The following is a 12,857-nucleotide window of genomic DNA, read 5'->3' on the forward strand; positions in this document are numbered from 1 at the left end:
TGAAAATCAGCGGCACCAGCGCAAAGCCCATCGCCAGCCCGGCCACCAGCAGGTTGCGCTGCTCATAGTGCGGCAGCCATTCTGCGGCGTCGCGCATCAGAAAGGTCGGGACGATCAGCGTGCCCAGTGTCACGACCAGCAGCAGCGGCAGCAGCAGCATCACCTCGCGTCCCGGCTGGCGCCAGCGCGGCGGCAGATGTCGGCTAAGCGCGCCGCAGATAAGCAGCGTGGCCGCCAGCGTCAGCGGCAGCAGCAAGACCCCGAGCAGCGCCTGACTGATATGCGGCGCCAGCCAGAGTCCGGCGATAAGCCCGATCACCACGCTGGGCAGCGCGCCCATCATTTCAATCGCCGGCTTGACCCAGCGGCGCAGCCCTGGCGCCATAAACCAGGCGGTGTACATCGCGGCCGCCAGCGCCAGCGGCGTGGCGAACAGCAGCGACAGCGCCGCCGCTTTCAGCGTGCCGACGACCATCGGCATAAAGCTGAACTTAGCCTGATAGCTGTCTGCGGCGTTGGTGGACTGCCAGACCCAGTCCGGCGCGGGATAGTTTTCGTACCAGATTTTTTGCCAGAAGCTGCGCCAGCTGACGTCTGGCCAGGGATTATCGATACGCAATACCTGCCAGCTTCCGGCACGCTCCAGCAGCAGCGCGTCGCCGCGCGGCGAGAAGGCAGCGCGCGTTACGCCGGGTGCCAGCTGACGCTGCAGGATCGGGCCGGGCTGCTTGCTGGCGAACAGCTTCAGCGCGCCGTCAGGCTCCAGGGTGGCGAAGACGCGACGCTGCGGTTCCGTGATGACCGCTGCGGTCGGGCTGCTGTCGACGAAGGTGCGGATTTCATGCAGCCGCGGTCCTTCCGCGCCGGCGATAGCAAACCACTGCGTTACGCCGCGTCCATCCTGAATCAGCAAACTTCGCCCGCCCGCCAGCAGATTCAGGCTGCGCGGCGGCTGCGCCAGGGTTACGGTTTCGCGCAGGGTCGCACGCTCGTCGTCGAGCTGCCAGACGCGCAGCACATTGCCTTCGCTGGCATAAAGCAGATCCCCCTGCGGCGACAGCAGCAAATGGTCGGCATGCGCCTGCGGCAGATCGACCGTTCGCGGCGCCTGCTGAGATGCCAGCGTCAGGACGCTAACGCCCTTCTCGGTCAGCACGCCGATACGCCATTGCTTTTCATTCAGCGTCGCCAGCGCCATCGTTTTCACCGCGCCGCCAGGCAGGCTTAAAGGCGTATCCCCGAGCGGAAAGCGCCAGTCGCCCTCTGCGGGGAGCAGCAGCAGCAGCCCGCTTTGCGCGCTCAGCAACAGCGTGCGGCCATCGGCACTGCTCACCGCCTGCTGCGGCGTCGGACGCAGCATCAGCGGCGTTTCGGCGGGCTGGCCGTTAAGCGGAATAAAGCGCGCCGCACCGTCGCGTCCGATACGCCAGCCCCGATCGCCCTGATTACCGACCATCAGCGCGGGCTGGTTGTCCCATAGCTGCTGCGTGGCCTGCGTATGAAGGCCCGGCGCCGCGAATAGCGGCAGTACCACCCAAATCAACCAGAAAAAGAGCAGCAGCATCAGCAGCAGAATAGCGATGCCGCAGGACGTGACCATGCGCCGCGTAAAGCGATCGATAGCGCGGCGACGGCGGTCGCTGAAGTTGACGGGAATATGCTTTAGGCTCATGCGGCTCTGAATGAGATCGGTATTAAGCCGCTATGTTGCCCGTAGCTGGTTGATAAGACAACTATTGACGTTGGACAAGGTTGCCATACTCTCGCCATAATGATGATGGACACTGGTTCTTTAAGTCCTGCGAACGCGATATGGAGTCAGAATGGGTCAGGAAAAGCTGTATATAGAAAAAGAATTAAGCTGGTTATCCTTCAACGAGCGCGTTTTACAGGAAGCGGCCGATAAAACCAACCCGCTGATCGAACGTATGCGTTTTCTGGGGATCTATTCCAATAACCTTGATGAGTTTTACAAGGTACGCTTTGCCGACCTTAAACGCCGCATCCTGATCGGCGAGGAGCAGGGATCGCCAGGCCTGCCGCGCCATCTGCTGAAAAAAATCCAGCAGCGCGTAATGAAGTCGGAACAGGAATTCGACGGCCTCTATAACGAACTGCTGCTGGAGCTGGCGCGCAATCAAATCTTTTTGATTAACGAACGCCAGCTTTCCGCCAACCAGCAGGTGTGGCTGCGTCACTATTTCAAACACGAATTACGCCAGCACATCACGCCGATTCTGATTAATCACGACACCGATCTCACCGAGTTCCTGAAGGATGATTACACCTATCTGGCGGTGGAGATCATTCGCGGCGACGATATTCGCTATGCGCTGCTGGAGATCCCGTCTGATAAGGTTCCGCGCTTCATCAACCTGCCGGCTGAATCACCGCGCCGACGCAAGCCGATGATCCTGCTGGACAATATTCTGCGCTACTGCCTCGACGATATCTTTAAAGGCTTCTTCGATTACGACGCGCTGAACGCCTATTCGATGAAGATGACGCGCGACGCGGAATACGATCTGGTGACGGAGATGGAGTCGAGCCTGCTGGAGCTGATGTCCTCTAGCCTGAAGCAGCGTCTGACCGCGGAGCCGGTGCGCTTCGTCTATCAGCGCGATATGCCGGACGCCATGGTGGAGCTGCTGCGCAATAAGCTGACCATATCCAACTACGACTCCATCGTGCCGGGCGGCCGCTACCATAACTTCAAAGACTTTATCGGCTTCCCGGACGTCGGCAAAAGCAACCTGGTCAACCGGCCGCTGCCGCAGATCCGTCACATCGGCTTTGACGGCTTCCGCAACGGCTTCGACGCCATTCGCGACCGCGATATTCTGCTCTATTACCCCTATCACACCTTTGAGCATGTGCTGGAGCTGCTGCGTCAGGCTTCCTTCGATCCAAGCGTGCTGGCGATCAAAATCAACATCTATCGCGTGGCGAAGCGCTCGCGCATCATGGATGCGATGATACACGCCGCCTATAACGGCAAAAAAGTCACCGTGGTGGTGGAGCTGCAGGCGCGCTTCGACGAAGAGGCGAATATTTCGTGGGCCAAACGCTTAACCGAAGCGGGCGTGCACGTTATTTTCTCCGCGCCGGGGCTGAAAATTCACGCCAAGCTGTTCCTGATCTCGCGCCGGGAAGGCGACGAAGTGGTGCGCTACGCCCATATCGGCACCGGCAACTTCAATGAGAAAACCGCGCGCCTCTATACCGACTATTCGCTGCTCACCGCCGATGCGCGCATCACCAACGAAGTGCGCCGGGTGTTTAACTTTATCGAGAATCCCTATCGCCCGGTGAGCTTCGAGCACCTGATGGTCTCGCCGCAAAACTCGCGCCAGATGCTTTATCAGCTGGTTGATGCGGAAATCGCCAATGCGCAGCAGGGTCGACCGTGTGGGATTACGCTGAAAATTAACAACCTGGTGGATAACGGTCTGGTCGATCGCCTCTACGCGGCGTCGGGCGCAGGCGTGAAGGTAAATCTACTGGTGCGCGGCATGTGCTCGCTGATCCCGGACTTGCCCGGTATCAGCGAAAATATCCGCGTGATCAGTATCGTTGATCGCTATCTTGAGCACGATCGCGTCTATATTTTCGAAAATGGCGGCGACAAAAAAGTCTTCCTTTCTTCCGCTGACTGGATGACGCGCAACATCGATCATCGCATCGAAGTGGCGGTATCGATCCTCGATCCGCGCGTGAAGCAACGCATTCTGGACATTATCGCTATTCTGTTTAGTGATACGGTGAAAGCGCGTATCGTTGATAAAGAGTTGGGGAACCGCTATGTTCCGCGCGGCAATCGTCGTAAGGTCCGCTCTCAACTGGCGATTTATGATTACATCAAGAAACTGGAACAGCCTGAATAATCTATGCCCATTTCTCATAAAAGTACGCCGAGACCGCAAGAATTTGCGGCAATCGATCTTGGCTCAAACAGCTTTCATATGGTCATTGCGCGCGTGGTGGATGGCGCATTGCAGGTGCTTGGCCGTCTGAAGCAGCGCGTGCATCTGGCTGACGGTCTCGACAGCAAGAATCGCCTGAGCGAAGAGGCGATAGAGCGCGGGCTGAGCTGCCTGGCGCTGTTTGCCGAGCGGTTGCAGGGCTTCAGCGCCAGCAACGTCACCATTGTCGGCACCCACACGCTGCGTCAGGCGGTGAACGCGGAAGAGTTTCTGCGGCGCGCGGCCGAAGTGATCCCCTATCCTATTGAGGTGATTTCCGGCCATGAAGAGGCGCGCCTGATTTTTATGGGCGTCGAACATACCCAGCCGGAAAAAGGCCGCAAGCTGGTGATCGACATCGGCGGCGGATCGACCGAACTGGTGATCGGCGAGAACTTCGAACCGCAGCTGGTCGAGAGCCGCCGCATGGGCTGCGTCAGTTTCGCCCAGCTCTACTTCCCTAACGGCGAGATCAGCCGCGAAAATTTCCGCCGCGCGCGTCTGGCGGCGACGCAGAAGCTGGAGACGCTGGCGTGGCAGTATCGCCTGCACGGCTGGCAGTACGCGCTGGGCGCGTCGGGCACCATTAAGGCGGCGTGCGAAGTGCTGCTGGCGATGGGCGAGAAAGAGAAAATGATCACGCCGGAGCGGCTGGATATGCTCTACGACGAGGTGATGAAGCATAAATCTTTCAGCGCGCTGAGCCTGCCGGGTCTTTCTGAAGAGCGTAAATCGGTATTCGTGCCGGGTCTGGCCATTATCTGCGGCGTGTTCGACGCGCTGGCGATCCGCGAGCTGCGCCTCTCGGACGGCGCGCTGCGCGAAGGCGTGCTTTATGAGATGGAGGGCCGCTTCCGCCATCAGGATATTCGCAGCCGAACGGCGCAGAGCCTGGCGAACCATTATGCGATCGATAATGATCAGGCGCGTCGCGTGCTGGACACCACCGATCAGCTCTATCTGCAGTGGCGCGATCAAAATCCTAAGCTGGCGAACCCGCAGCTGGCGGCGCTGCTGAAGTGGGCGGCGATGCTGCACGAAGTGGGCCTCACCATTAACCACAGCGGCATGCAGCGCCACTCCGCCTACATCCTGCAAAACACCAATTTGCCTGGTTTTAACCAGGATCAGCAAACGCTGCTGGCGGCGCTGGTACGCTTTCATCGCAAAGCCGTCAAGGTCGAGGATCTGCCGCGCGTGACGCTGTTCAAGAAAAAACAGTTTCTGCCGCTGCTGTTCCTGCTGCGCCTTGGCACCTTGCTCAACAATCAGCGTCAGGCGACTACGCGTCCCGACTCGCTTAAGCTGACCACCGACGATGGCCACTGGACGCTGACGTTCCCGGCGGGCTATTTCAGCCAGAATAACCTGGTGCAGCTCGATCTGGAGCGTGAGCAGACCTACTGGACCGAGGTCACCGGCTGGAAGCTGACGCTGGAAGAAGAGGCCTGAGATGATGGGCGCCTGCGCCCCTCTGATAAAAGCGAACCATGATTAAAGAAAACTATTTTGCCGAAACCTATGGCCTGACGCCGACCCACTCTGAAGTGCTGGCGGCGCTGCGGCATCTGAATCCAGGCAAAGCGCTGGATCTCGGCTGCGGCAACGGCCGCAACAGCCTGTTTCTGAGCCAGAACGGCTTTGACGTCACCGCCTGGGATCACAATCCCGCCAGTCTGGCGCGTCTGGAGCAGATCGTCGCTCAGGAAGGCATTACCAATATTCATACCGAGCAGCGCGACCTCAACCAGACGCGTTTTAACGGCGGCTACACCTTCGTGCTCTCCACCGTGGTGATGATGTTCCTGCAGCCGGAGACCATTCCGCAACTGATCGCCGATATGCAGGCGAGCACGGTAAGAGACGGGCATAACCTGATTGTCGCGGCGATGAGCACCGATGATTACCCCTGTCCGCTTGCGTTCCCCTTTACCTTTAAATCGGGCGAGCTGAGCCACTACTACCGCAACTGGCACATCCTGAAATATAACGAACACGTCGGCCAGCTCCATAAGCGCGACGAACAGGGCAACCGTATCAGCTGCCGCTTTGCCACGCTGCTGGCGCAAAAAGCGAGCCTGTAAAGCCGGGGCTGCGCACGCGGCCCCTTTAACCTGCTCTTTTTTTAATCATTGATTGATTTCGACGCAGCGTTATGACTAAATGTTGCCATCGCCCAAAAGGGTCATTACAGGAAACACCTCGCGTGAACAGCGCCATCCCTTCCCGAAGACGAGCCAAAACCAGTTCCTTTACCCGGATCGTTTTACTGATTAGCTTTATTATTCTTTTCAGCCGCCTGATTTTTATCCTGCCTGCCGCTTTTGAACATCATCAGCAAAAAAAAGCTGCGCCGGACGCCGCCCCGCTGAGCACCGCTATCCGCGACAGCCGTTAACCTTTTATGTCCTTTGCCTCTTCCAGCTCAACGCTGTCTGAATAACCGCGTCTTTTTTTGCGTCCTTTTGCGAGGCGAAACGCTACACTTCGTGCTGTAACTTTCAGACACAAAGGACTCGTTATGTCTGCCTCGCATACTCAACGTTTAAGTGAAATTCGTCATCGCATTCTGACGCTGCTGCTCAGTGAGCCGGATCTGGTGGACGCGCTGCTGGAGAAATCCGGCGATCGCAGCCCTGAACAGCAACGTGAAAATGCGGCGCGCCAGGCTGCGCTGGAGCAGGATATCGCTCAGCTGCACGCAGCGGATTTAGCCGATATCCTCGAAGCGCTGCCCGAAGAGGCGCGCCAGGCGCTGTGGCGTCTGGTGCCCGTCGCGAAACGCGGCCATGTGCTGGTCGAAGCGTCGGAAACCGTCTGGGCCAGCCTGACGGAAGAGATGAGCGACCGCGACATCCTGCGCGCCATCGAGCCGCTCGATATTGACGATCAGGTGTGGCTGGCGCGCTATTTGCCGCGCGATCTGACTGGCCGTCTGCTCGCCTCGCTGGAGCCTGGCCAGCGCGCACGCGTGCTCAGCGTGGTCGATTTCGATCGCGATCGCGTCGGGCGCATTATGGATTTCAATATCCTGACGGTGCGCGCCGACGTCACCCTGGCGACGGTGCAGCGCTATCTGCGCCACCGAAAAAGCATGCCGAACGGCACAGACAAGATTTTCATCACCGATGATGACAACCTGCTGCTGGGCGAACTCTCACTGACCGATATTCTGCTCAATAAGCCGAAAAAGCGCGTCGAGAAGGTGATGAACACCTCGCCCACCACCTTTCAGCTCAACGACAAAGCCGAAGACGCGGCGGGCGCCTTTGAGCGCTATAACCTTATCTCCGCCGCGGTCATCGACGCCAAAGGCAAGCTGATTGGACGCGTCACCATTGAGGACGTGGTCGACCTGGTCAACGAAGAGAATGAGAGCAATATTCGCCGCATGGGCGGCATCAGTCAGGAAGAGGATGTGTTCGCGCCGGTGCGCAAAGCGGTGCGCCGCCGCTGGGCCTGGCTGGCGATCAATCTCTGCACCGCCTTTATCGCGTCGCGCGTTATCGGGTTGTTTGAAGATACCATCTCGCAGCTGGTGGCGCTGGCAACGCTGATGCCGATTGTCGCCGGCATCGGCGGGAATACCGGCAACCAGACCATTACCATGATTGTGCGCGCGCTGGCGCTGCATCAGGTTGAACCGGGCAACTTCTCTTTTTTGATTGCGCGCGAGCTGGGCGTGGCGCTGCTTAACGGCCTGTTCTGGGGCGGTACCATGGGGCTGATCACCTGGCTGATGTATGACAACCTGGAGCTGGGCGGCGTCATGATGCTGGCGATGGTGCTTAATCTGCTGCTGGCGGCGCTAATGGGGGTCTTGATCCCGCTGATTATGACCAAACTGAAGCGCGACCCGGCGGTAGGCTCCAGCGTGCTGATTACCGCCATTACCGATACCGGCGGCTTCTTTATTTTCCTTGGTCTGGCGACGCTGTTTCTGCTCCATCACTGATTGCCGACGTCAGCGGCGGAGGCGAGGCAGTGCGCATAGCGCTGCATCGCCTGCTGCAGGTTGAGCCGCAGCGTTACCTGCGCCAGGTCGCGCGTCCCGGCGGGAATAGCATAGCTGCCGCGCTGCGCCAGCCATTCCAGCAGGTCCGCCAGATGCCAGAGCGCGGTTTTGCCGTCGTGCACCGGCTGCGGAAAGTGCGGGCTGTGGCTCAGCATCAGCTTGCGCATATTCTGGCGAGAAACGCCGATGATGTCGGCTACGTCGGTCAGGCCGACAAAATCGGGCGCCGCTTCGATAAGCTGCGCGTCTGGTACCGCGCTCTGCACATGCTGGATGGCGCTCAGCACCGCCCGCTTCGCGCTGGATGACTCGCGGGTAAACTCCAGCGCCACTTTTCCCGGCACGCCCAGCCCCACCAGCGCGTCGTCGCACCCTGCTTCAACAAGCCGTTGCAGCAGCGCCTCTTCCGGTAAAGCAGGTTTTGGCAGCTGAAAACGCAGCGTAAAAATATATTCCATGATTGCTCCTTAGTGCAGTTTGCGCACCGCGATACATCTGTCGACCACCCGGCGCAGCGCACGCGCATGGTTAAATGCATTTCGCGGCGTGCTCCAGATCACGCTGATGCAAAACTCTCCGCAGCGGCATGCCGCCGAATGCGTAGAACAATACATTTTGCCCCAGCCATGATGTCCCATCGTTACTATCTGCCAGCCGTAGGCTTCAGCATGGCGCAGCGCCGCCTCGATCCCTTTATCTGGATGCCGTCTTCTTTCCATTTGCCTGTACCTTAAGCCGACTTTATTTTGTTGTCAAATGACAACCTGACCGGAAAAATATTGCCTGTAGCGCAGCATGCCTGAAGCGATTTTATTCGGGAAATTTCAGGGAAAAGCATGGAAGAGGCGCCGCAAAAAATGTTATGCAGAGGCGCGTGGCGCGCCCTACACTTCCTTAAAACCCAAGGAGAAAAGCATGTTTAAACCCGATGATTTTGTGCAGTCTAAAACCGGCGGCCCGAAGATGCTGGTGCTGCGCGTGGAAGGCGAGACGTTGTGGTGCGCGCGCGTCGATGACGCGACGAAAAAAGAGATTGAGGTCAAGGCCGACAGCGTCAACCTCTACCATGAAGAGGGCGATTTCGGCGTTTGCTGACGCCTGCGCCGGGCGTCAGCCCGGCGGATTGTCCTGCTGCACGTTGTCGCCGCCGATGCCGCCGATAAACGGCAGACGCAGGCGCAGCGGCGTAAAATCCACGCCCATGTTCAGACCCAGCACGTTCAGCTCAAAGCCCTCTTCCGCGCCGAGCGTCACGCCGGCGACCCCCAGTACGGAAACCTGAATGCCGCGCCCCGACGGCGGCAAGCCAATCGGACGCCACAGCGGCCGGTAATCTTTGCCGAGCGCGTTGGCAGGCATGTCGAGTTTCAATGCGGGCACTTCACGTCCGATATGGGCGAGAAAGGTGTTGCTGTTCGGTCCTGGCCAGGCGTGATAGGTATTCGGCCAGGGATAGGAGCGGATCGCCGCCTCGATGCGCGGGATCATCGCCTCCGCCGCCTCGCCGCGATGCTCCACCAGCAGGCGCGGTTTCGCGCCATACCAGTAGCCGTCCGGCAGATTGCTGTTGCGCCGCACTTTATCGCCGCTGCCCCAGCTAATCACCTCATAGCGGCTGTAGCGCGTCTCGCCTGCACGTTTGAAGATAATCCACGGATGCACCGCTACCGCGCCTTTCCAGCCGTAGGTGGGCGCGGCGTAGACCTGCACGATCGCCTGCGAAGCAAAGCGCTGCGGATTGGGCGCCAGGCCGGCGGAGTCGCGCCGCGCCGACCACCAGCCGCCCTGCCCGCCGGAAAGGTCGCCGTGGCGCGTCGCCTGCGCCAGGCTGGCGCCCAGCGACAGCAGGATCACCAGCAGAATGCAGAGGCTCACGGCCTTGAGTGACAGCATAGATATTTCCTGGAGTGAAAAGCGGAAAGAAAATCGCCAGCCTCTCTGACGACAGACGGGCGAGGAAGTAAACAACGCGCTTCAGTGTAAGCGGAAATTATGTCTGATGATCCACAGCTCCAAACAAGAAGACATTAAGATGGGGCATCTTAACTGCCCGAAGATTATTTGCGTCCATTCCACATTTATTACGATTCGATAAAGAGGGCGTGGCGCTGACAAACCAGGCTAATCGTTCCGCATGACACACAGACGCAATTCGCTATCTTCTTTCACTGGCTCCGGAATCGGGGCTTTCTTTTTGCCTGACAGTTTCACACATTCAGGACAAAAACCCGCTCCCCGACCTTTCGCGCGGTTAAAGTAGTAGTCTTTAGTGGCCTCTAACGCAGCATGTCCGGGAACGCCACAGCAAAACTTAAGGTATGTTTTGGTTGTGCTGATTTCCTCTTTGTCAGATATCGGCTCATGCAAAAACTGCACCGTTGGAGGACGCAATCCATCGGGAAGCTGAGCATGGCGAGCGATTTCATCTCGCATTACATGCATCAGGGCCACCAGATCGTCCAGATTTTTGCCGCTTTTGACAACCTGCCCTTTTTCCAGGCCACATGCCACACACAAGTGCGTTGCTGGCGAGCGCCTGGCCGCCTTCTGCATGTTTCGGTAACTTATCCGCACAGGTGAATGAGGCGTTCCATCAGCGTGGGTATTGCCACAGGCATAGATTTCCTCTCCCTGTCCTTTCGAATCGAAGCCCTCAATATAGCTCGCTCGTGGGTACATGCCGCGGAGAACGTACAGCCGATGGAAAATCGTAGCACGCTTTATAGTGCTGACAACCTCTTCGTCCGGATAACAACATGCCTGGCAAGCCGAAGGAACAATCTTGCGGTCGTTCAAGCACTTATTATTAACCATCGCGCTCGCCTCGCTGCGCGTCACCTCAAACTCATGCATACCCTTGTCACATCTAACCAAGGCCGTTGCCTGTCCGTCTTTTGGCGGTTTAAACTCAATCACCGACAGCCCAAGCTTGTTGAGATTGTCCCTCAACGAATTATTTCCCTGACGTTGCTGCGCCACAGAACTTGCCTTTACCCCCAGCTTTTTCGCTTCGCATTCAGGACAAATAAAGGCTCCGTCGATTATGTGGTGCCAAGCAAATGTCAGATCGTGCACGACAATGACATGGTTAGCATCCTGCTCGCAGACATAGCGAATGCCAGCGCTGTTACTATTAGCCTTTATGTTAGCGATAAAATCTGCAGGCATGCCGAGCGAATCGCCCCACGCATCCAGCGAATCATGTCTTCTTTTCCTGCCGGCGAGTTTATTCTTACAGCCTGGACAGCCTTGTCGCAGAGGACCTTCATTTAAAGTTTTGCCAGTTGTTTTGTGTTCATTTCCGCAATTACTACATTTGTAATGAACCTGCGTTTTCTTACCAATTTTTTCTTTTACAGGGGATATAAGCTGGTGTGCGTTTAGCTTTTCCATAACTTTATTTTGGAATTTGGCGAGTGGATTTTCGCACCATACATTCCACTTTTCCCAAATCGCATCCACAGACAAAGAAAGATCTGTAGGTATTCGACCGTGCCGGGCACAAATTTCGAGAATATGTTCAAGAAAGGCTTGCGGATCCAGCTCCATCTCGGGAATAACAAGCAGCGTAATCTGGCAATCCGCGCATACTTTGACCTTGAAGGCATCCCTTTTCTGAATGTCTGCCAGCGTCAGTTTGGCTCCGGTATCATCGTCACGGGAATGGTAGTGATGGTCGCCCTGATATTCGAAAGCCAGTTTTAGCGCATCTGAATAACCGTCGAGCTCAAGTCGTGATGGTTCCTTACCGGCGGCATTATAGGTCAGGAACAGGGGCCGACTGTTCGACCGCCAGTCATTTGAGGGGAAAAGCAGATCTAAAATGATTGCGCAAAGGCTCTCGCCTTTGCGCATTTTGGTTTGCCCCCAATTCGTCTCTCTTGCACGTTCCCTGCTATCCAACCGATCGAGCCCAAACCTGTTCTTATATCGAATCCTGACGCCAGTTTTTGTGGAGTGCTCGTAACCAATGATCGTGGCGCCGAACCGTTGTGCTTCTAATCGCAATGACTCATCCTGTCTACGATCCTTGCGCTCCTGCTTGCAAATCGCCAGCGCGCCTGTGGCAGCCATATAAGACTCCGCGATCGGCGAACGCATACATCGTGCGGCATTGACTGTGAAAAACGGTCCCGGACTTTTCAAGCCCGGCTTTTCCTTACCGACATATCGGATGCTGGCTTCGCTTCCGAACACATCAGTCCATTCCCGGTATACTTTGACGACAATATTATACGAGACATCCTGCTCCCTTCCCGGGTGTTTTTTGCGCCCGAGTCCTTGCACGATTGTCGCGCGTATCAACGGAGTAAAGCTCCACCCCACCGAATCTGGAAGAGGATTATCACTGGGCACCATCTGATACCTGATATCTTCGAGCTGCGGCGCGTTCTTTGTTGTAGGCAGCATCACGAGCCGATAGTCTGGCCACTTGGCTGCAGCCGCATCGATCAGTTGATTAACACTGGCGCATACAGGGCAGCCTTTTCCATAGTGAACGTTATGGATCAACATCCACCAGCCGCCCTCGCGGCCAGCATCGCAGTCCAGGCAGTAAAACTCCTGCTTCTTCTTCGCAAGGCATGTCGCTGGCCCCTGCTGTAGCAAACGGAGCCTGCCGTAACGCTCGGGACAGCGGTCATAACAGGCCAGTTCAATATTCCGCTCATCATAAGTCTTGCTACGTGCACCCATTCTCGAATCCTTCAGGTTTGTCGGGAGGAAGACCTCACAGGGAAGACCCTTTCTTCACATTGAATGGTCAAAATAACTTGCTGGCGTGACGAAAAAGAGGGCCTGGACAGGCTTAAGGTTATCAGTCACTCTCATACCAGAAGACAAAAAAGCCCGCAAGATCGCGGGCTCAATGGTGCTATTTT

Annotated in this window: 11 protein-coding genes; 6 read left to right on the forward strand and 5 right to left on the reverse strand. The window is 57.2% G+C overall.

Annotated features, from left to right (window positions below):
- On the reverse strand, positions 1–1,672 hold a 1,672-nt coding region (locus tag HA46_RS14690; RefSeq protein WP_084885088.1), incomplete at its 3' end, for a phosphate ABC transporter permease.
- Positions 1,673–1,823: 151 nt separating this feature from the next.
- On the opposite strand from HA46_RS14690, the gene ppk1 reads away from it, so the two are divergent.
- The 5 genes from ppk1 (at position 1,824) to mgtE (ending at position 7,917) form a co-directional block, all read left to right on the forward strand.
- Positions 1,824–3,884 carry a polyphosphate kinase 1 gene (ppk1, locus tag HA46_RS14695; RefSeq protein ID WP_084885090.1) on the forward strand — a complete coding sequence of 687 codons (2,061 nt, stop codon included), beginning with the start codon at positions 1,824–1,826 and terminating at the stop codon, positions 3,882–3,884.
- 3 nt (positions 3,885–3,887) lie between these two features.
- The gene (gene ppx / locus HA46_RS14700; RefSeq protein ID WP_084885092.1) at positions 3,888–5,414 is read left to right on the forward strand and encodes an exopolyphosphatase; all 1,527 of its coding nucleotides are present in this window, start codon (positions 3,888–3,890) and stop codon (positions 5,412–5,414) included.
- Positions 5,415–5,452: 38 nt separating this feature from the next.
- The gene (tehB, locus tag HA46_RS14705) at positions 5,453–6,046 is read left to right on the forward strand and encodes a tellurite resistance methyltransferase TehB (protein ID WP_084885094.1); all 594 of its coding nucleotides are present in this window, start codon (positions 5,453–5,455) and stop codon (positions 6,044–6,046) included.
- A 122-nt stretch (positions 6,047–6,168) separates the two neighbouring features.
- Positions 6,169–6,360 carry a YfgG family protein gene (locus HA46_RS14710; RefSeq protein WP_033753871.1) on the forward strand — a complete coding sequence of 64 codons (192 nt, stop codon included), beginning with the start codon at positions 6,169–6,171 and terminating at the stop codon, positions 6,358–6,360.
- Positions 6,361–6,483: 123 nt separating this feature from the next.
- Complete coding sequence (gene mgtE, locus HA46_RS14715; protein ID WP_084885096.1) at positions 6,484–7,917, forward strand: magnesium transporter; 1,434 nt, start codon at positions 6,484–6,486, stop codon at positions 7,915–7,917.
- Here the strand turns inward: mgtE and HA46_RS14720 are convergent.
- Positions 7,911–8,435, reverse strand: a complete 525-nt coding sequence (locus HA46_RS14720; protein WP_033791815.1) for a helix-turn-helix transcriptional regulator — start codon at positions 8,433–8,435, stop codon at positions 7,911–7,913. The two genes, mgtE and HA46_RS14720, sit on opposite strands and share 7 nt — an antisense overlap.
- Before the next feature lie 9 nt (positions 8,436–8,444).
- Positions 8,445–8,696: a hypothetical protein gene (locus HA46_RS14725; RefSeq protein ID WP_084885098.1), complete on the reverse strand. Its 252-nt coding sequence runs from the start codon at positions 8,694–8,696 to the stop codon at positions 8,445–8,447.
- A 196-nt stretch (positions 8,697–8,892) separates the two neighbouring features.
- Between HA46_RS14725 and HA46_RS14730 the strand changes: the two genes are divergently transcribed.
- Positions 8,893–9,072 (forward strand): hypothetical protein, encoded by a 180-nt coding sequence (locus HA46_RS14730; protein WP_033753879.1) that lies wholly within the window; start codon positions 8,893–8,895, stop codon positions 9,070–9,072.
- Positions 9,073–9,087: 15 nt separating this feature from the next.
- On the opposite strand, the gene HA46_RS14735 is transcribed toward HA46_RS14730, so the two are convergent.
- Complete coding sequence (locus tag HA46_RS14735; RefSeq protein ID WP_084885100.1) at positions 9,088–9,870, reverse strand: DUF3750 domain-containing protein; 783 nt, start codon at positions 9,868–9,870, stop codon at positions 9,088–9,090.
- Positions 9,871–10,098: 228 nt separating this feature from the next.
- Complete coding sequence (locus HA46_RS14740) at positions 10,099–12,672, reverse strand: hypothetical protein (RefSeq protein ID WP_084885102.1); 2,574 nt, start codon at positions 12,670–12,672, stop codon at positions 10,099–10,101.
- Positions 12,673–12,857 lie beyond the last annotated feature (185 nt).

It is taken from the genome of Pantoea septica, from assembly GCF_002095575.1.
Taxonomy (GTDB): Bacteria; Pseudomonadota; Gammaproteobacteria; order Enterobacterales; family Enterobacteriaceae; genus Pantoea; species Pantoea septica.

Coding starts and splice junctions, on each gene's coding strand:
- HA46_RS14735 (WP_084885100.1), bottom strand. CDS start 9,870: ATGCTGTCACTCAAGGCCGTGAGCCTCTGCATTCTGCTGGTGATCCTG.
- HA46_RS14720 (WP_033791815.1), bottom strand. CDS start 8,435: ATGGAATATATTTTTACGCTGCGTTTTCAGCTGCCAAAACCTGCTTTA.
- HA46_RS14725 (WP_084885098.1), bottom strand. CDS start 8,696: ATGGAAAGAAGACGGCATCCAGATAAAGGGATCGAGGCGGCGCTGCGC.
- tehB (WP_084885094.1), top strand. CDS start 5,453: ATGATTAAAGAAAACTATTTTGCCGAAACCTATGGCCTGACGCCGACC.
- mgtE (WP_084885096.1), top strand. CDS start 6,484: ATGTCTGCCTCGCATACTCAACGTTTAAGTGAAATTCGTCATCGCATT.
- ppk1 (WP_084885090.1), top strand. CDS start 1,824: ATGGGTCAGGAAAAGCTGTATATAGAAAAAGAATTAAGCTGGTTATCC.
- ppx (WP_084885092.1), top strand. CDS start 3,888: ATGCCCATTTCTCATAAAAGTACGCCGAGACCGCAAGAATTTGCGGCA.
- HA46_RS14730 (WP_033753879.1), top strand. CDS start 8,893: ATGTTTAAACCCGATGATTTTGTGCAGTCTAAAACCGGCGGCCCGAAG.
- HA46_RS14740 (WP_084885102.1), bottom strand. CDS start 12,672: ATGGGTGCACGTAGCAAGACTTATGATGAGCGGAATATTGAACTGGCC.